This is a genomic window from Bacillus sp. DX3.1 (assembly GCF_030292155.1).
GTDB lineage: Bacteria > Bacillota > Bacilli > Bacillales > Bacillaceae_G > Bacillus_A.
Map to the genome: position 1 here is coordinate 2,113,624 of NZ_CP128153.1, position 20,268 is coordinate 2,133,891.

The following is a 20,268-nucleotide window of genomic DNA, read 5'->3' on the forward strand; positions in this document are numbered from 1 at the left end:
GTGTATGGGCAAAGAAGAAAATGTGTGATGAAAAAATGAGGGCGTGTTACAATAAGAAATTGGGTGAAGATAAATGAAAAAACAAGAACAAATACAAAAAACAGTTACGTTTGTAAAAAACACATTAGAAAAAGATGCAAGTGGGCATGATTGGTATCATATTGAGCGTGTACATAAATTAGCGATTTCATTGTCTGAACAAGAAGGCGGGAATCGTTTTGTGATTGAAATGGCAGCTTTACTTCATGATGTAGCAGATGAAAAGTTAAATGAAAGTGAAGAAGCTGGCATGAAAAAAGTGTCTAATTGGTTAGAAAGGTTACAAGTTACAGAAACAGAAATGGAATATATCCTTCATATTATTGCAAATATGTCTTATAAAGGTGGACATGGCGGGAAAGTAGAAACGCTGGAAGGAAAAATCGTTCAAGATGCAGACCGCTTGGACGCTCTAGGTGCGATTGGCATTGCTCGTACGTTTGCCTATGGCGGGGCAAAGGGACGTTTAATGTATGATCCGAAAATTCCGCCGCGTGAAGCGATGACCAAAGAAGAGTATCGAAAAAATGATGAGCCGTCTTTAAATCATTTCTATGAAAAGCTCTTGAAGCTAAAAGATTTAATGAATACAGATGCAGCGAAACAGGAAGCGGAAGTGCGTCATCGTTATATGGAGCAGTTTATTGAACAATTTATGAAAGAGTGGAATGCACAAATATGAAAATGCTAACAGTGGAAAACGTATCAAAATCATACGGAGATAAGCCGTTATTTGATGGATTATCATTTAGTATTACAGAGGGACAGCGTGCAGGGATTATCGGTGTAAACGGCACGGGAAAATCAACATTATTAAAAATTATTGCGGGTGTAGAAATTCCAGATACAGGTGACATGACGCATTCCCGTGGTTATACAATTAGCTATTTATCACAGCAACCTGATTTTAATGAAAATTTAACGGTACTTGAGCAAGTGTTCCATGGGGACACACCACTTATTCGCCTTCTTCGTGAATACGAACAAGCGTTATTAAACATAGAAAAAGATGCAAGTAATGAAAAAGTACAAGAACAATTATTTGCGATGCAGCAACGTATGGATGCGATGAATGCGTGGGAAGCGAACGCCAATGCGAAATCGCTGCTAACGAAATTAGGAATTACAGATTTCACTGCGACTGTTGGGAATTTATCTGGTGGACAAAAGAAACGTATCGCAATGGCACAATGCTTTATTGAAACGCCAGATCTATTAATATTAGACGAGCCAACGAACCATCTTGATCATGAAACAGTAGAGTGGCTAGAAGAATACTTATCACGTTATACAGGAGCGGTTTTACTCGTAACGCATGATCGATACTTCTTAGATCGTGTTACAAATCGTATGTTTGAACTAGAAAATGGAAAGCTTTATAGCTATGAAGGAAACTATAGTACATTTTTAGAAGCGAAAGCACTTCGTGAAGAGCAAGAATTGGCGCAAGAATCGAAACGACAAAATTTATATCGCCGTGAACTAGCTTGGATTCGCCGCGGTGCCAAAGCTCGTTCTACAAAACAAAAAGCTCGTATTCAGCGTTTTGATGAATTGCAAGGGCAAGATGGACCAGCAGCGAAACAATCAGTTGATATTGCACTGAGCGGTAGCCGATTAGGTAAAAAAGTACTGGAGTTAAAAGATGTAACGAAAACATTTGGCGATAAAACAGTTTTGCATAACTTTAATCATATTGTAAAACCAGGTGATCGAATTGGTATTATCGGAGCAAATGGAAGCGGGAAATCTTCTTTATTAAACATGCTTGCAGGTAAACTATCACCTGATAGCGGTGAAATTGAAGTAGGACAAACTGTAAAAATTGCATATTATACGCAAGAAAATGAAGAGATGAACTTGAATCAACGTATGATTGAATATATTAAAGAAGTGGCTGAAGTCATTCATACGACAGATGGAAAAGTAATTGGTGCATCACAAATGCTAGAGCGCTTTTTATTCCTACCACATTCACATGGGACACCAATTGGAAAACTATCAGGCGGTGAAAGAAGACGTTTGTATTTATTACGTATTTTGATGGGCGAGCCGAATGTACTTCTATTAGATGAGCCGACAAACGATTTAGATACGCAAACGTTAACGGTGCTTGAAGACTATTTAGAAGATTTTCCAGGTGTTGTTCTTACCGTATCGCATGATCGTTATTTCTTAGATAAAGTGGTAGACGAATTGTTTATATTTAGTGGAGAGGGACAAGTTAGTGGCTTCTTGGGAAGTTATAGTGATTATTTAGATGTGCAAAAAGAACAAGCAGTTTTAGTAAAAGCAGAAGTTCAAAAAGAAAAGAAAGTAGAAGAAGCTCCAAAGCAGCAACGCAAACGTAAACTTTCGTATCATGAACAGCGTGAGTGGGAAACAATTGAAGATAAAATTGCCGAGCTAGAAGAAAAGGTTGAAAGTATTACAGAAGAACTTGCAAATGTAGGCTCTGATTTTACGAAGGCACAGCAGCTTTCTGAGGAGCAACAACAAACAGAGGAAGAGCTAGAGAAAACGATGGAACGTTGGAGTGAACTATCTGACATCGTTGAAGGATTAAAATAAAAACAAGCTGCATATATTGCAATGTAAAGAGAAAAACTTTACACTATTGGTAGAATCTATTATAGGAGGGAAATAATGAGAACATCCAATCCAATGTTAAAAAAAGAGGCATTTCGTAAAGAAGGCACAAGTACTTCTGCGATGACGATTGGCGGAACAGTAGGCAAAACATTTATTATGCTGGTATTGCTACTTGCGACGTCTGTCTACTCATACATACAGATGTATAATGAAAAAATGCAAATGCCAGTTTTAATTGGTGCATTAATTATCGCTACTATCATCGCATTTGCATCTATGTTCTTTCCGCGTATCTCACCTATTGGAGCACCGATTTATGCTGCAGTAGAAGGTATTGTGTTAGGAAGTATTTCAGCAATGTATACAATTCGCTTTGGTGATTCTATCATTTTACATGCTGTATTATTAACAATTTCAATTTTATTTGCAATGTTAGTTTTATTTGCGACTCGTGCGGTGAAAGTAACAGATAAATTCCGTACAGGTGTAATGGCTGCAACATTTGGGATTATGATTATGTACTTAATCGTTTTCTTGTTACAAATGTTCGGTGTTTCCGTTCCATATTTACACCAAGGTGGAACAATCGGTATTATTATTAGTGCAGTTGTAATTGTAGTTGCTGCATTAAACTTACTATTAGACTTCGATTTCATCGAGAATGGTGCACGCGGCGGAGCTCCAAAGTATATGGAGTGGTACGGTGCAATGGGTCTAATGATGACATTAGTATGGTTATACTTAGAAATTCTTCGTTTCGTTTCTTATTTCACGAAGAATGACTAATTGAAAGAAAATCCTGCATGTTTGAAACATGCAGGATTTCTTTTTGTATTTTTTCAGATTTAAAGTTATTGTTTCCTCGCATGAATATATCATTTTGCATTTTTTACCTACTCTATATTTTTGTCTACAATAAAGAAAAAATGTGAGGTGGTATAGGTATGATGAACAGAGTCGTATTAATCGGAAGACTGACAAAAGATCCAGGTGCGCCACGTTTCGCATAACCACCACATGCCAATGGTGGGATAAAGTGACAGTTGTGAGAAATCGAATATATACCTATGTTATAGGTTGAAACAGATATTATCACATACTAACTGAACTGATTAATCAAGTTTCAACGGGGAAGTACCGTTGACATATGGAGAAAACACATAAGGATGAGGAATGGTAAGCTCGTCTGTGGTATGAACACTGAGACTTCCCTATGCGATGTATGCTGTAACATACAGACGTATAAAGCGGGGTAAAGACGTAACTTGAAATCCTAAGTCTGTTTACAGATATGGAATATAAATAGTGCGGGTGTCCGTAACCTACGGTTAGGTAACGAAAAGATGTTTGAAGTGTCGTCATTAGTCACTCTAGAAATGGAGACCAAATATAGTTGGAATATAGCACTCTGGTTTTGCGTATTCCCTCTTACTTGAAATAGTAAGTTGAAATGTAAGGAATAACTATTTCTCAAATCTTACTTAGAACTATCGGCATATAGTCTTGACCTAAGGGTTACAGCAAAAGGATAGATTAATCGGAACGTGGGAGAGCCTTTAAATGGAGTTTTACAGAATGTTGAAGTTTAAAGGAAGTCAGAGGTCTCGTAGTAGTCAGAGATGGAGAAAAACCATTACAGGGCAAAGGGGACCAGTCAACTTATCAAGTTTAACGATTCGATAGAGAAGTTCAAACTTTCTGTAAGAATGAATTGTGAACTCTAAAGGCAGGTGATGTCTTTATGAACTTTAGCACAAACTTCTCAAATGAAACTGAACTCAAAAGAGCTCAGGACAAACTATACGAATTGTCAAAGAGCAATACTCGTTTTCATAGCTTATATGAAATGGCATTCAATGAGACCACAATAATTACAGCTATTCATAAAATCAAAGCTAATAGAGGAGCTAACACCCCCGGTGTTGATGGACATGACATTCGAAGATATTTGCAAATGGATAAAAATGACGTCATAAAGCTAATTACTAAAGCAGCACGGAACTACAAATCCAAACCAGCCCGAAGGGTTTATATCGACAAAGCGGATGGAAGTCAACGACCATTAGGGATACCAACGGTCGTTGACCGTATCATTCAAGAATGTATTCGTACAATACTTGAACCAATCGTAGAAGCAAAATTTTACGACCATAGTTACGGCTTCCGTCCTTACCGTAGTTCTAAACATGCCGTTAGACAAGTGAATCATTTCATTACTACTACTAAGTCTTATTATGCAATCGAAGGTGACATAAAAGGTTACTTTGATAACATCAACCACAGATTACTAATTAAAAAACTATGGAGATTAGGCATAAGGGACAAGAGAATAATAAAGATTATTCAAATTATGTTTAAAGCGGGATATATGGAGTATGATTTTAAATTCACTACGGAAAAGGGAACTCCACAAGGCGGTATAATTTCACCCCTACTTGCAAATGTGTATCTTAATGATTTCGATTGGATGGTAGCACGTAGATTCTACAAAGCGAAACCAACTGGAATTTCAAAGGAACCGAGAAAGCAAAGAGAAAGGCTGGTTAGACAAGGTAGAAATAAATGCTACCTAGTTAGATACGCAGATGATTGGATTATACTTACTCAAACCTATCAAGAAGCAAGACGCTATCTTGAATATTTGCACAAGTATTTCAGAATAAAGTTAAAACTTGAATTGTCCAAAGAGAAAACAGTCATAACAGACTTAAGGGAAAAACCAGCACTCTTCTTAGGGTTTGATATTTATGCCGAAACACCTCTCCTCAGTAAGAGTGGAAATATAGTTGGCAAAAACAAACCCAATCATAGAAAGGTCAGCGGTCAAATTAGTAAAGTTTGCAAAGAAATAAGGAAGATGAGGAAAGTTTTAAAAGAAGAATTTTGGATAGAACAAATCATCAAAGTTAATCAAATGCTCGAAGGATATGCGGAATATTGGAAAGTCGGTATTTGCGCAGACACATTTGATAGAATTGATTACAACGTAAATCACTCCTTATTTAGAACTTTTAAGAAATTGTTCCCTAGTAGCTATATGAAGCATAAAGTAAAAATGTGTGAGCTAGGCAATCGACCTAGTAGACACTATAAATATCAGGCAAAAACCTTCGCAATCAAAAAGAAAGGATTTTGGATTGGAGTCACAAAAGCTTCATATACTCCTTCGGAGTGGCTTGTAAAACCATTTGACCAAAGGATGACACCTTACACTATAGTAGGAAGAGAAATCTACTACAAACAAAGGAAAAAACTGTTAAGGCTGGATAGACCTCATATAATGACACTACAGGATTTTTATCTCTGCAAAGATACAAAGAGTAAATATAACTTTGAATACTTTATGAACCGTGAATATGCGTATAACAGGGATAGAGGAAAATGTAGATGCTGTAATGTCGGATTAGACTTTATGAAGAGCGATGCACATTGCCATCACATTGAACCATACTTACCTATGGATTTAATTAACAGAGTCACTAATCTAGCATGGCTATGTAAAGAATGTCATACATCCATACACTTTGAAAACAATGTGTTAAGTTATGATGCTAAAACAATAAAGAAAATTGACAAATTCAGAAGTAAATTACTTCAAAAATGAATCGTAAAAACTTATAGGATTGTATCGGTGACGAACAATCTAATGAAAAAAGAATTAACTCATGCATTGAGTTAAGAAGTAGGATAAGTTGATGGAAAGCCGTATGCGTTGAAAGGCGCACGTGCGGTTTGGGGCGGGGGAAAAAGTGAAGATAACGTCAAAACTTTACCTATCGCGACCCGTAAGGGTTAGTAGCTACCCTAGCTCTTTCACGAGCTAGGATGCTACACATATAATTATACTATACAAAGCAAGGGATTGCCTACGCCCGTATATGCGTGGCTGTAAACAGAGGGTTTCGGAATAGTTTAGGAGAACAGCAGGCGGACTACATTTATTGTGTAGTATGGAGAAAATCTGCTGAGAATGTATCAGAGTATTGTCAAAAGGGATCACTTGTTGGAATTACGGGTCACATTCATACGAGCAATTATGACAATGAACTAGGGAAGAGAGTGTATAAGACGGAAGTTGTGATTGAGCGAATTACGTTTTTGGAGAGGAAGAAAGAAGGCACGTTGCGGTAGAGTGTGTAGTAGGAAAATGGTGGAGATGAATGGATGTAAGTTGTTGATACTTTATGTAAATGGATAAATAGAAAAAGGAAGAACTTTTTTTGTAGAGTAAAATTACCACATAACATTTACTGAAAAGAGGCCTTATTAATGAATGGGTCTGCAACAGATCTTGTTCAACCTCTAGGATAAGTTACACTGAACTAGACAAAAAATTAAGGTCAAGTAGATTACCCCTACTATATGTAAGGAGGACCTATATATTTTCAACCTACATTCAGGAAACAAAGCTGTTCAAAGGAAACTTTTTGGACAGCTTCTTTTTTTGTTACGCAAATAGTATAATGAAACCATTACAGCTAGAAAGAGGGTAGTTCTGTGGGGAAAATTCACATTATTCACGAAAATACGGAGTGGACAAGGCATCTAACGGAAAGATTGGACGAGCTTGGTCTTCCTTATGAAGAATGGCATTTAGACAAAGGTAATGTTGATCTTTCATCTGTTCCGCCGCAGGGCGTATTTTATAATCGCATGAGCGCTTCATCTCACACAAGAAATCACCGCTTTGCACCAGAGTTTACGGGTGCTGTGCTTTCTTGGTTAGAGAGGCATAATCGAAAGGTGTTTAATGGAAGCAGAGCATTACAACTTGAAGTAAGCAAAGTAGCACAATATATGGCGCTAAATGCACAAGGGATTCGTACACCAAAAACAATTGCAGCTGTTGGAAAGGATCATATTATAGAAGCAGCAGCTCAATTTGAAGGCCATCCATTCATTACGAAGCATAATCGTGCAGGAAAAGGATTAGGGGTTCAACTATTTCAATCTGTTGCATCTTTACAAGCATATGTAGAAAGTGTAGCATTTGAAGAGCCAGTAGATGGTATTACATTGATTCAAGAATATATACAAGCTCCGGAACCGTACATTACACGCTGTGAATTCGTTGGCGGAAAGTTTGTGTATGCAGTACAAGTAGATACATCAAAGGGTTTTGAATTATGCCCAGCTGATGCTTGTCAAATTGGCGATTTGTTCTGTCCTGTTGGAGAGAAAGCTCCGGAAAAACCGAAGTTTCAAATTGTAGAAGGGTTTAATGACCCGATTATTCAAAAATATGAGGCGATGTTGGCTGCTAATCATATTGCAATTGCTGGTATTGAGTTTATTCGAAATGCGGATGGTGAGATTTTCACTTATGATATTAATACGAATACAAACTATAATGCTGACGCTGAGGCAGTTGTTGGAAAATACGGTATGCTAGAGATTGCGAAGTTTCTTGGTAGTGAATTAGAGAAATTATAATAGATAGGGAAGAAAGCTGCTGATTAGGCAGCTTTCTTTGATGTTAAGGAAGTGGACGTTTGAACCAGTTCTATAAACTTATATTTCTATGTGATGCAAACATATTTTGAAGTTTATAACTGAAATTCTTATGTTATTAGGGTAATCAATTTCATATATTGTCCCATTTTTGTGTCTTAAAAACCCCCTAGTACGCAAAGTGTAGACAGTTTCCGACAATCAAGATTGAACACTTTTTTACCAAAAAATAGAGTATTGTCAAAAGAGATCACTTGTTGGAGTTACAGGACGCATTCATACGAGCAATTATGATAATGAATAGGGAAGAGAGTGTATAAGACGGAAGTTGTGATTGAACGAATTACTTTTTTAGAGAAGAAGCAAGAGAGAGCGTCTCAGTAGGAATATGATTCCAGAACATGTTACAATACAGCTAAGAACAGCAATAAAGGAGAGTTTTTTTACGTGAAGATTAAAGCAATTGAACCAACGCCAAGTCCAAATACAATGAAAGTTATCTTAAATGAAGTGTTACCATCAGGAGCACGTAATAATTATACAAACGAAAATGCAGAACAAGCACCAGAACAAGTGCAGCAAATTTTAAAGATTGAAGGTATTAAAGGTGTATATCATGTAGCCGACTTTTTAGCAGTTGAACGAAATGCGAAGTATGACTGGAAAGTACTTTTGCAGCAAGTTCGTGCTATGTTCGGAGAGGAAGTAACAGAAGAAGATGAACAGGAGCAGCTTTCGCATTTTGGTGAAGTGAAAGTATTCATTCAAATGTTCTTTACGATTCCAATGCAGGTTAAATTAACAGATGGGACAACGGAAGAACGAGTTGGATTACCAGACCGTTTTAAAGAAGCGATTATGAAAGTGCAAATGTCTGCACCAAACGTTGTGAAAGAGCGGAAATGGGTCGAGCAAAGTACACGTTACGGTAATTTTGAAGAGATTGGAAAGGAAGTTGTTGAAGAAATCGTTGCGGCATATTCCGCTGAACGTGTCGAGACAACTGTTAAAGAATTATTGGAGCAGGCTGGCAGGGCAGAAGTAACAGTTGCAAAACGTGTGCCATATAAAGTAACAGAAGAAATGATGGCAGATTCTGATTGGAAAAATCGGTTTGCGGCTCTTGAACAAATGGATCCAACAGAAGAAGATATCCCTGTGCTGAAAAAAGCGTTAGAGGATGAAAAAGTATCGATTCGTCGCCTTGCAACAGCTTACTTAGGGATGGTAAAAGGTGATGAAGTATTGCCATTATTATATAAAGCATTGCTTGATCGCTCTGTAAGTGTGCGCCGTACAGCGGGTGACTGCTTATCTGATGTTGGTGATCCAGCAGCTATGTTTGTCATGATAAAATCGCTCAAAGATCCAAGCAAATTGGTGCGCTGGCGTGCAGCAATGTTCTTATTTGAACTTGGTGATGAAAGTGCGATTCCAGCACTTCGCGTAGCACAAGATGATCCAGAGTTCGAAGTAGCGATGCAAGCACGTCTAGCACTGGAACGTATTGAAGGCGGAGAAGAAGCAAAAGGGTCAGTTTGGAAACAAATGACGGAGTCTCGTAAAGGGGAGTAATCATATGATTGTTTTCTATGATAGCTGGTGTCCGATGTGTACGGCAGTTGCAGAACGTACACAAAAGCTTGATAAAAAAGGTACGATGAAGTTTGTTTCTTTTCGCGACAAAGATGTAGTAGAGGAGTATCAACTTTCTACAGAGTTACAAGGAAAGATGGAACAAAGACTCTACATTTTAAAAAATAACAAATGGTATGATGGAATTAACAGCATATATGTATTGGCAAAATCTATACGAGCATATTGGTTTGCAGTTCCGTTTATTAAGTTATCTATATTGTTTGGTTTTGGAAATAAAGTATACGATTATATCGCACATAATAGAAAGCTTGTACCTGTTGGACACTGCCGAGAAGGAGTTTGTGAAATTTCTTCAAAAAACTGATGACACTGCTACCGCTTTCTTTTGCATCTATTATAAGAGCGTGATATGATAAATTTGAAATGAAAGTTGAAGGAGAAATCATACGATGAATGCATACGATGAATACATGCGTCAAATGGTAATTCCAATGCGCCAAGAGTTAGTGCGTGCTGGATTTGAAGAATTAACAACGGAAGAGGATGTAAATCAATATATGGACAATGCGACAGGTACAACATTAGTTGTTGTAAACTCTGTTTGCGGTTGTGCGGCTGGCTTAGCGCGTCCAGCAGCTGGTCAAGCAGTTGTCCGTTCTGAAAAACAACCGGATCATCTTGTAACTGTATTTGCAGGACAAGATAAAGAAGCAACTGCAGCGATGCGTTCTTACTTTGGAGATATTCCTCCATCCTCACCGTCTATGGCGTTATTAAAAGGAAATGAAGTTGTTCACTTCATCCATCGCCATGAAATTGAAGGCGTAACAATGGAAGAGATTATGAACAACTTAGAACAAGCTTTTGAAAAGCATTGCTAAAAAAGGGGGAATCGTTCTCCCTTTTTTTCTTTATATTGAGGTGAAAAGATGATTGTAACTACAGCAGGACGAACGAATGAGAGAATGACAACATATGCAAAGAACATTGCGAAAGAATTACAGTGTTCTTTCATTGTGCGAAATGACGTACCCGTATACAAGTTACACGAGCAGTATGAGCAAGACGTACTTGTCGCTGGAAAAAATCGATTAGCTATTTACCCAAAAGGTACGGAAGAATCATTTTTCTTTCATCCGAACTCTGCGATGTTTCGTGTGAAGCGATTAATGCGAGGAGAGAACGATCCATTCCTGCAAGCAGCAAAGCTAGAAGAAGGAATGAGCATGCTCGATTGTACACTTGGGATGGCATCGGATAGTATTGTAGCAAGTTATGCGGTTGGACGAGCGGGAGAAGTAATGGGACTCGAAGGAAATCGTTATATGGCTTACGTAATTGGCAAAGGTCTGCAGCAATGGGATGCAGGTATTGCAGAAATTGATGAAGCAATGAAACGAATTATAGTACAGCAGACAGAGCATTTTACTTTTTTGCAGCAATGTGAAGATAACAGTTACGACGTTGTATACATAGATCCGATGTTTGAAGAGACAGTCATAGAATCAGATGGGATTCGTGGTTTAAAACACTTTGCTTTGTATAACGATGTCACGGATGAAACAATTGCGGAAGCAAAGCGTGTGGCGAGAAAGCGCGTTGTATTAAAAGATCATTTTCGTAGTACACGTTTTGAAAGACATCACTTTTTTGTGTATAAACGAAAAAGTGCGAAATTTCATTTTGGTGTAATTGAAACTTGCTAATTTTCCGAAAAGATGTATAATAAGCAATAATAAATTACATATGATGTTGTAGATGAAGAGAGTAGTCCTATTCAGAAGAAAAGCGAGCTAGGGGTGGTGAGAGCCTAGTGCGGAGAAGGGGATGAAGCGCACTTCGGAGACGCTGCTTGAAATGAATAGTAGAGTAAGCCGGGGCCCCCTGTCCTCGTTATAAACGGGAAAGTGGTTCGAATCGAACAACAAGGGTGGTACCACGGGTGATAACTCGTCTCTTTTTTAGAGACGAGTTTTTTGTGTTCAAAAAATGAGGAGGGATCGTATGGAATATAAAATTCAATTTGCAGGATGTCTATCTCAAATCTTACCATCAGAAGTATCGTTAGAGCAGATTACAGGATTGATTGAAACGCCGAAGCAAGATGAATTCGGAGACGCTGCATTTCCTTGTTTTATACTTGCAAAGCAATATAAAAAAGCACCAGCATTGATTGCGAAGGAAATAGCTGAGAAACTAGACGATCCATTTTTCACAAAGGTAGAGGCAGTTGGGCCATATGTAAATGTATTTTTCAACCGCCATACAGTAAGTAACAAAGTGTTACAGACAATTTTAGCTGAAAAAGAAGAATATGGACAGAAGCATTTTGGTCAGGAAAAGACGGTAGTGATTGACTTTTCATCTCCGAATATCGCAAAGCCGTTTTCAATGGGGCATTTACGTTCAACGATGATCGGAAATTCATTAAAGCATATTGCTGAAAAGTGTGGCTATGAAGTTGTCGGCATTAACTATATTGGAGACTGGGGCACGCAGTTTGGTAAGTTAATTACCGCCTATAAAAAATGGGGTAATGAAGAGCTTGTGAAAGAAGATCCGATTCGTGAACTATTTAAGTTATATGTGCAATTTCATGAAGAAGTAAAAGAGAACCCAGAGCTAGAGGAAGAAGGACGTGCGTGGTTTAAAAAATTAGAAGATCACGATGAAGAAGCGGTCTTTTTATGGAATTGGTTCCGTCATGAATCATTAAAAGAATTCTCTCGTATTTATGAATTACTCGGTGTGGAGTTCTTTAATTTTCAGGGTGAGGCTTTCTACAATGATAAAATGGATGATTTCGTCCAGCTTTTAGAGGAACATCATTTATTAGAAGAATCAGATGGCGCGCAAGTTGTAAATTTAGAAAAAGAGGGGATGCCGCCATGTTTAATTAAAAAATCAGACGGGGCTACGCTGTACGCAACGCGGGATTTAACAGCGGCATTGTATCGTCAAAATACTTATAAATTCGATAAAGCACTATATGTAGTAGGAGCAGAACAAAGTTTACATTTCTCACAATTTTTCAACGTATTACAGAAGTTAGGGTTCGAGTGGGTAGATGGGATGGCTCATGTACCATTTGGGCTCATTTTAAAAGATGGCAAGAAAATGTCGACACGTAAAGGGAAAGTGGTATTACTGGAGGAAGTGTTAGAAGAAGCCATTACACTTGCGAAACAAAATATTGAAGCAAAAAATCCAGGTTTAAAACAGAAAGAAGAAGTTGCAAAACAAGTTGGAGTAGGGGCAATCATTTTCCATGATTTGAAAAATGAACGTATACACAATATTGAGTTCTCAATGGAAAACATGTTGAAGTTTGAGGGAGAAACAGGACCGTATGTACAATATACACATGCACGTGCCTGTTCGCTTTTGAGAAAAGATCATGTTGAATTTGAAGCAGAAGACTTCGTGCTAAGTGACGATATAAGCTGGAACATTATGAAACTGTTACATGGATTTCCGCAAGTAATTGAAAATACTTTTGCAAAATATGAACCATCACATATTGCAAAGTACTTATTAGATGTTGCACAAGCATTTAATAAATATTATGGAAATGTTCGTATTTTAGAAGAGAATGATGAGAAGGAAGGCAGACTTGCACTTGTATATGCAGTAAGCGTAGTACTGAAAGAAGGATTGCGTTTGCTTGGAATGGGAGCACCTGAAGAGATGTAAGAATTACAATGAGGTTCAAGTAGATAAATTAAAAAGATGAACAACTCAAAAATGAACTTAGGTTGTTCATCTTTTTATGAGTAAAGTCACTTTGACTTCGAGAATAAGAATTAATGTTGCTTTTTTACTTTCCAAAGAAACAAACAAAGATAGCATAAGAGAAATAGACTAAAGATGTAGAATGCATTTGTTAATCCGAATAAATCTGATAAGCTACCGCTTAATATGGGGCCGAAAAACATACCAATCGAATAGGCTGTATTGTAGATAGCAAATAGTATACCGTATGCGCGAATTCCGTTTTGATCTGCAAGATATGTAAGTTCTGGGAGGGCGGGTGCTAGTAGAAAACTAAAGCTCATTCCAAGTATCGCAAGTACAAATATTTCAAGAGCGATATGAGAAACAATTGCTGTAAATGGGAAACAGAAAGCAGCAATAATCATCCCAATCACCATCGTTTGTTTTCTTCCAAACTTAGTTGAAAGTGTTCCAATAATTGGAGCGGTAAATCCATATGCGAGAGTTGGGACAGCGAATAATAGTCCAATTGTTCCAGGGCTGAGGTGTAAGACATCTTGTAAGTAGAGAGGAAGAGTTGGCTCTAAAGCGCTAGGTAAGGCCGATCCTAGTATAATAATGCCAATAATCATAAATAGGGAACGCATCTTGAAAATAGATTGATAGGAAATTCGTTGCTTTGTATCGTGTTTTGGTTCATCGCGAAGTAATGTAATGCGTAATATACCGTCAACGAGAGCGATGGTTGCTGCGACAATAAAGGGAAGATGATAACCGCCCCATTGATATAGTAAACCGCCAATTGTTGGGCCAAGTAGCATCCCAGCTGCTTGACCAGATAAAGCTAAACCCATTGCTTTTCCGCGTTCTTGGAGAGGAAACACATCTGCAAGAAGGGCTAATCCAGCTGTCCATGTTGCAGCTGCAGATATACCTTGTAGCATTCGTGCTAGAACGAGTAACATAAAATTATTTGCAAGTCCAAATAATATAGTTGCAGCTGCGAGTCCAAATAAACCTAGAATCATAGGAAGGCGTCTTCCTACTTTATCAGAGACCATCCCTAAAATGGGGGTAGCAAGCAGTAATGTAATGGCATAGCTACCGAATAAAAAGCCAATCTCAGTTTGCGAAGCACCGAGTGTTTCTGCGTATCGTGGTAAGATTGGCACAATCATTCCATATATAAGCATATCAGTAAAGACAGATACTGCTACAACCCATAAAGCAGCTTTTTGTATGCGAGACATTTTCACCTGAGCTTTCATCATCTTTCCTCCGCTTTGTTCTTTTCTTCTAATCCAGATAGCATTTTTTCCATTTTTTCAATGAAACGAAGCTGCATCTCACATTGTTCATAAATATTTTCAAAAATAAGGGTTACATGTTCTGGAAGATCTATCATTTTCTTTTTAATGGACTGTCCAGCTTTCATGTTTTCGTACATTTCTATAATTGTCTTTTTTTGATCTTGTAAAGCGGATGAAATGTTTTGAATTGAAACAGTATCGGTGTTGAAAAAAGTGAGCGCTGTATATAGCTGCGTTGGGAAAGCGACAGAAGATTGCTGGAATGATTGTATCATTAGTGAATGAAACTCATTCTTTCCAGCTGCTGTGATACTGTAAATCGCTTTGGAACGATTTCCTGTTTTTTCAACAGCGTCTAGTTCTACTAATCCTTCTTTATCCATTTTTTTTAAAGCGTGATAAATGGAAGCAGGGAAAACGCCTGCCCAAGTATCAGTTTGTGCGGATTGCATAGCTTGCTGTAATTCATATCCAGACATAGGACCGTATTGCATCAGTAAACCAAGTACCATTAACCTTGTCATATATAGCCTCCGTTCTATTGGAAAACATTTAATACTAAACGTTTAGTATTAAATTGAATATATCTGGTAATTTTCGTTTTGTCAATATGTGGGTGTTTTTGTGTGCGGATATGTAACAATCTAAACGATGGAAAGGTAATATATTTAACTATATAAATCTATTTTGATTTTTCGACATATAGCCGCGGCTATGAATAACAAAAGGTGACCTGCACTCGTTTTCTCTCTTTGTTTTCACTATGTCTGGGCAGGAAAAATCTGACCGCTTCTATGCATGAACGGATGCTCTCTCCCACCTAAAAAGAAGGGTTTTATGTCGGTTTTTTAATTTGTATTTATATAGTTGTTTTTAACTGTTTTTGAACATTGTTTAATAGTTCCATATTGAATACACGATGCGAACTGTGTAAAATCGAAGCAAGTAGATGAAAAATCCTGATTTTGGATGTGGATTAAAATAATTATTCGAGGTGAATGCATGCTAGAATTTAGGCGGCTGGACACATGTTTGAAAGAGAAACGATTTTTAGATGGGTTACATGACGTAAATAAAGAACTGACAAATATAAGAGACGTCAATACGCTGTCATATGTGAAAGAATGGCTATCAACTATTTCATCAGCAGAGGAGTGCTACACACTTATTCGTCTTACAGATGAAGGGCTTATGCATCAATATAGTGCGTTTCTTACTCGCTATTCCTATAAAAAATTCCCAAGTTTGAAATCGGTTTCTTTGTATTGTGATGAGCTTATTGATGAACGCAAAGTTCTTGATGCTGAAAAATTATTAAAAGATTCCTTGCAAGATGCAGCGAAAGATCAAATAGATTCGGATACATTATCTAAAACATATTTTACGTTAGCACGTTGTCTTCTTGAAATGAAACGAAATGAAGAAGCGTTACAATATATGAAAAAAGCAGAGCAGTATAGTAAACGCCCGTTGTTTGACAAATGGGGTTATTTTTACATACAAACGGGGGAATGGGATAAAGCAGAGCAGTCACTTTTAGCTGGGAAGCAGAGTGAAGAATGCCAAGAGTTAGCAACCTATTTACTTTCACAACTATATGCTTATAGAGGGGAACACCAGCAAGCGTTACGACTCATTGATGATGCGATGGAAAAGTTTCCACAAGTACCGTATTTCTATTTTGAAAAAGTGAAAAATTTAGTAGATTTACAGTGTTATGAAGAGATGATTGATTTGTTAGATCAAATCAATCGTATGCTACCGTATCATGCTTATAAAAGTTATTTTGTGCATTTACGTGCGGAGGCACTGTATAAAATGAATAAAAGTGAGGAACTGCTAGCTTTATTAAAAAAAGAAACATGTTTAAAAGATTCAATATATCATAATATAGAAAAATATCCTGATGGGAAAAAGGTTCAGTTACCGTTAGTTCCAATTGTACAAAAAGATAATTATTGCGTACCGGCAAGTTTAGAAATGATGTTACGTTTATGGAAAGAAGAACGTACGCAAGATGAAGTGGCAAATCGTATTTTTGATGTAACAGGGTCGAAGTTTTCAGACACGGTTTTCTATTTAGAAGAGTTAGGCTATGTTTGTCGTTATTTTAAAGGAACAGAAAAGCTTTACAAGCAGTTAATTGATCAGGGGATCCCAGTATTGCTGAGTTTAGATATTGAGCATGCATCGCATGTTCAAGTGCTTGCTGGATACGATGAGCAGTTGCAATCCTTTTCTATTCAAGATCCGAATTTTTTGGAGCCGCTTCTTGTTGAATATGATAAGTTTCAGGAAAGGTATCGTTATACAGACTATTTATCAATTGTTTTTGTACCGAAGGAGAAAGTAGATCAATTGTTATGCTTATCGTTTGAAGAAGATGTATATTTCCGGAAATTGTTTACGCTCACGGATCATCTGGAAGAGCAGGATAAACTAGGAATCGAAAAATTAGTAGCATTTTTACAAGAGCAGAGAGAGATTCCTTATACATGGTTATATGCAATTAAACATTTAGACGTCGAAGTAGATCAAGAGTTTATCCTTTCTTGCGTGCAAAGTTTAATGAAGATGTATCCAGATTCAGATTTTGTGAAACTGCACAGTGCACAATGCTTTATTCGTCTTCGTGATATGGAACAAGCGGCAGACATGTTACAAAGTGTACAGAAAAAGAAAAATCAAGCGTTGTATCATTTTATAGCAGGGCGATATGCTTTAGAGAAAGAGAACTATGAAGAAGCAATTTCAAGTTTTCAATCATCGTTACAATTAGATGCAGATCAGCCGATAGCGTGGAGTTTTCTAGCATTATCGTATATGTATATGGATCAGTCTGAAAAGGGATTAGAGATGTCTCATATTGCTATCCAGCGTCATCCTGAACGGTTTATCCTCGTGAATCATGGTTTGATTTTAATGGATTTGGAGCGCTATGAACAAGCGTATCACATGTTTAATACGTTACTGAAAGATTACAAGTATGAAGCACATATATGGTATGAACGAGCTCGCTGTGCGCGTCAACTTGGAAAATTATATTTAGCAATAAAAGGATTACACATAGCAATTCAATTGGATGAGACAGCACCATATTCATATGTGGAGCTTTCGGAAATATATGAATATGATTTAGAAGATGAAAAAAGTGCGGAAGATATTTTATTGCAAGGAATCCCAAAATGTGAAGATCCGTCGACGATCTATGTTCGATTAGGAGATTTGTATTTTCAAAGTGATCGATTTGACCGAGCGGAAGAAATATATAAACGTTGTCTAGAAGAAAATAATCAAGATGTTTTTGCGCATCTCGGTTTGGTTCAAATTTATATGGCGCAAGAACAGTATGAGCAGGCGAAACAATATATTGTAAGTGTAGAAAAGCAATTTGAGAAGAATCATGATTTTCTCATTCATGCTGGTATGGCGTTATGGGATGCGGAAGTCGAGCTAGGGGCAAAGGAAGACCAATTAAAGACTGTACTATTTATGTTGGAAGACGGGATTCGCTATTTACAAAATAATATAGCGGATGTGTTAGAGGAGTATGTAAGCCGGATTGAAGGAACATCATTTGTTCAGCGAAGTATCGCATTTTTAAAACAACTTGCGAAAGAGCGAGCGGAACACATTGAGTATAGCTGTTATGTTGGCATTTTATACGAATCGCTTGGGCAATATGGTCAAGCAATGAAACGATATTATTATGCAATAAATCAGCAACCGAGTACACTTCCTTATTATCGCCTTGGCGAGACATATATGGCATTAGAGCAAATTGAACAAGCAAAAAAGGCGTATGAAACATGTCTGGAAATCAATTCGCAGTTTACTGTCGTTCATTTCAAATTAGCTGAAATATATGCGATGGAAGAAAATATTTCAAAAGAACAATATCATATGCTGCAGGCGATGAAACAAGATCCATTAGGTGTGAATATGGAGCAGTTGGCACAGCTATCAGTGGAAAATCAGCTTCATGAAGAGCTCCTATCTGAGTTATTAAAATTAACTGGAAGAGTAGCTGAAATGTGGCGTTTAGACGCACTTGCATACGTATATGGTGCCGCTGGAGACTCCGAAAAGGAACAGGAACTTGTGGAAGAAGCGTTGCAAATGGATAAAGAACATCCAGAAGTGATATTCCATTATGCGAAAGTACTTGCTAAACAGCGTAATCCAAAAGCAATTTCACTTGTTACAAGTGTGATGAAGCGCGATATTCATAACGAACGCGCATTTGAATTGTATGTACAAGTGATGGAGCAACAGCGAAAATTACCTCAAATACGAGATGCTCTCCACTTGCTTCCTATCACGAAACAAGAAAGAAGCTTTACCTTTATGTATACGGCGACTGCTATAGCAAATCGATTTGCTGAAAAACAGCAAAATGAACAGCCGAAAAAGTCGATCTTTACGAGAGCATTTTATCGCGTGAAAAATCGCGCGAAAGAGATTTATTCGCTTACAATGGTCATTAATTTGTTTGAAATCTCATTAAAATTGAATACAAAAAATAGTCTGGCAGCGCAGCGATTAGCTGAGTTTTATGAAAACGGAAATATGATTGCAGAAGCAATAGAAGTATTACAAACATCTTTAGAAAATGTTTGGGATTTTGATGTTGCCCAGCAGTTTGCCACACTACTCCTTAATCACGGGGATGGAAATGAGGATATGATACGAGATGCTCTCCGTCTAACGAAACAAATGTTACAAGAACAGCCGCATCATTACGATGTTCTTGTATTACAATCGCATGCACTGTTTGAGTTAGGAGACGAGAAAAAAGCAGAAAAAATCTGCTTGCAATTAGTTGAAACAATGCCTTTTGTAAGTAGAGGATTTCTCGCTCTAGCCGATATATATCGAAGTCAAGAAAGGTTTAAAGAAGCCATTAATATGTTAGAGAAAGGGCTTACACATCATCCACATGAAAATGCAATCTATCTGGCTTTAGCAGCTTCCTATCATCAAGATGGAAGAACAGAAAAGGCAGAAGAACTAACGCATCATGTTCTATCCTTTGACCCCTCAGATTTATTAGTACGTTACAATCATGCATGTTATTTAGCGATGTTAAACCGAAATGAAGAAGCAAAAGCAGAGCTTGAAACGGTACTGCAGGAGGACGAAACAGGACTTTTTGCAGAGCTTGCAGAAGAAGATGAAGATTTGAGTGAAGTGTGGGGGGCTGTGAAGAGATGATTGATTTTTAAATTATGTATAAATAGCAATATAAAGTGAAACGTTTCTCAGTGGGATTCTTCATTCCCACTGAGAATGAGCTCTCACCAATCAAGCAACTTTCAGGTGGGAATATTACTGCTCGTTAGTGCGGGAGAAAAATATATTTTTCGAATTGATTGACAATCGGTAGTGAGATGGAATAAAATAACTGTTAATAAAAGTATACAAATCTGAAGACGAGAAAGAGTAAAATATCGTGCTGTTCTCCAGAGAGCCGGTGCAGTGCTGAAAACCGGTGTGCAGTCTTTATTTGAAAATCATCTCCGAGGAGCCGTGGCTGAATCGAGTAAGCTCGGACGGATGTCTA

Annotated in this window: 13 protein-coding genes, 2 pseudogenes and 2 other annotated features (1 of these 17 only partly in view); of the genes and pseudogenes, 13 read left to right on the forward strand and 2 right to left on the reverse strand. The window is 37.5% G+C overall.

All coding sequences use genetic code 11. The annotated features are described in order from the left end of the window. The first annotated feature begins 73 nt into the window (after nucleotides 1–73). The 12 genes and pseudogenes from QRE67_RS10260 (at nucleotide 74) to argS (ending at nucleotide 13,374) form a co-directional block, all read left to right on the forward strand. Complete coding sequence (locus QRE67_RS10260) at nucleotides 74–721, forward strand: HD domain-containing protein (protein WP_286124762.1); 648 nt, start codon at nucleotides 74–76, stop codon at nucleotides 719–721. Continuing rightward, nucleotides 718–2,610, forward strand: coding sequence for an ABC-F family ATP-binding cassette domain-containing protein (locus tag QRE67_RS10265; protein WP_286124763.1), 1,893 nt, complete (start codon nucleotides 718–720; stop codon nucleotides 2,608–2,610). The genes QRE67_RS10260 and QRE67_RS10265 overlap by 4 nt, the downstream gene beginning before the upstream one ends. 75 nt (nucleotides 2,611–2,685) lie before the next feature. Further along, a complete protein-coding gene (locus tag QRE67_RS10270; protein ID WP_286124764.1) occupies nucleotides 2,686–3,417 on the forward strand; it encodes a Bax inhibitor-1/YccA family protein in 732 nt (243 codons plus the stop codon). 955 nt (nucleotides 3,418–4,372) lie between these two features. Beyond that, nucleotides 4,373–6,235, forward strand: coding sequence for a group II intron reverse transcriptase/maturase (ltrA, locus tag QRE67_RS10275; protein WP_286124765.1), 1,863 nt, complete (start codon nucleotides 4,373–4,375; stop codon nucleotides 6,233–6,235). Nucleotides 6,236–6,471: 236 nt separating this feature from the next. Continuing rightward, a pseudogene (locus QRE67_RS10280) lies at nucleotides 6,472–6,762 on the forward strand (single-stranded DNA-binding protein); the annotation flags it as partial. A gap of 366 nt (nucleotides 6,763–7,128) precedes the next feature. Next, the gene (locus tag QRE67_RS10285) at nucleotides 7,129–8,064 is read left to right on the forward strand and encodes an ATP-grasp domain-containing protein (RefSeq protein ID WP_286124766.1); all 936 of its coding nucleotides are present in this window, start codon (nucleotides 7,129–7,131) and stop codon (nucleotides 8,062–8,064) included. Between the two features lie 250 nt (nucleotides 8,065–8,314). After that, nucleotides 8,315–8,466, forward strand: a pseudogene (locus QRE67_RS10290) (single-stranded DNA-binding protein); the annotation flags it as partial. A gap of 63 nt (nucleotides 8,467–8,529) precedes the next feature. Further along, complete coding sequence (locus QRE67_RS10295) at nucleotides 8,530–9,657, forward strand: conserved virulence factor C family protein (RefSeq protein ID WP_286124767.1); 1,128 nt, start codon at nucleotides 8,530–8,532, stop codon at nucleotides 9,655–9,657. Between the two features lie 4 nt (nucleotides 9,658–9,661). After that, nucleotides 9,662–10,045 (forward strand): thiol-disulfide oxidoreductase DCC family protein, encoded by a 384-nt coding sequence (locus QRE67_RS10300; RefSeq protein WP_286124768.1) that lies wholly within the window; start codon nucleotides 9,662–9,664, stop codon nucleotides 10,043–10,045. An 85-nt stretch (nucleotides 10,046–10,130) separates the two neighbouring features. Beyond that, a complete protein-coding gene (locus QRE67_RS10305; protein WP_286124769.1) occupies nucleotides 10,131–10,562 on the forward strand; it encodes a BrxA/BrxB family bacilliredoxin in 432 nt (143 codons plus the stop codon). Nucleotides 10,563–10,610: 48 nt separating this feature from the next. After that, complete coding sequence (locus QRE67_RS10310; RefSeq protein ID WP_286124770.1) at nucleotides 10,611–11,387, forward strand: class I SAM-dependent methyltransferase; 777 nt, start codon at nucleotides 10,611–10,613, stop codon at nucleotides 11,385–11,387. 40 nt (nucleotides 11,388–11,427) lie between these two features. Then, nucleotides 11,428–11,642: a binding site (T-box leader), on the forward strand. A 43-nt stretch (nucleotides 11,643–11,685) separates the two neighbouring features. Then, nucleotides 11,686–13,374: an arginine--tRNA ligase gene (argS, locus tag QRE67_RS10315; protein WP_286124771.1), complete on the forward strand. Its 1,689-nt coding sequence runs from the start codon at nucleotides 11,686–11,688 to the stop codon at nucleotides 13,372–13,374. A 110-nt stretch (nucleotides 13,375–13,484) separates the two neighbouring features. Here the strand turns inward: argS and QRE67_RS10320 are convergent, their stop codons facing one another. Then, nucleotides 13,485–14,663: an MFS transporter gene (locus tag QRE67_RS10320; protein ID WP_289396069.1), complete on the reverse strand. Its 1,179-nt coding sequence runs from the start codon at nucleotides 14,661–14,663 to the stop codon at nucleotides 13,485–13,487. Further along, nucleotides 14,663–15,229 carry a PadR family transcriptional regulator gene (locus tag QRE67_RS10325; protein WP_286124773.1) on the reverse strand — a complete coding sequence of 189 codons (567 nt, stop codon included), beginning with the start codon at nucleotides 15,227–15,229 and terminating at the stop codon, nucleotides 14,663–14,665. The genes QRE67_RS10320 and QRE67_RS10325 overlap by 1 nt, the downstream gene beginning before the upstream one ends. Nucleotides 15,230–15,707: 478 nt before the next feature. On the opposite strand from QRE67_RS10325, the gene QRE67_RS10330 reads away from it, so the two are divergent. Next, on the forward strand, nucleotides 15,708–19,919 hold the full coding sequence (locus QRE67_RS10330) for a bacteriocin-processing peptidase family protein (RefSeq protein WP_286124774.1): 4,212 nt from the start codon (nucleotides 15,708–15,710) through the stop codon (nucleotides 19,917–19,919). 206 nt (nucleotides 19,920–20,125) lie between these two features. Then, nucleotides 20,126–20,268: a binding site (T-box leader), on the forward strand (it continues 97 nt past the right edge of the window).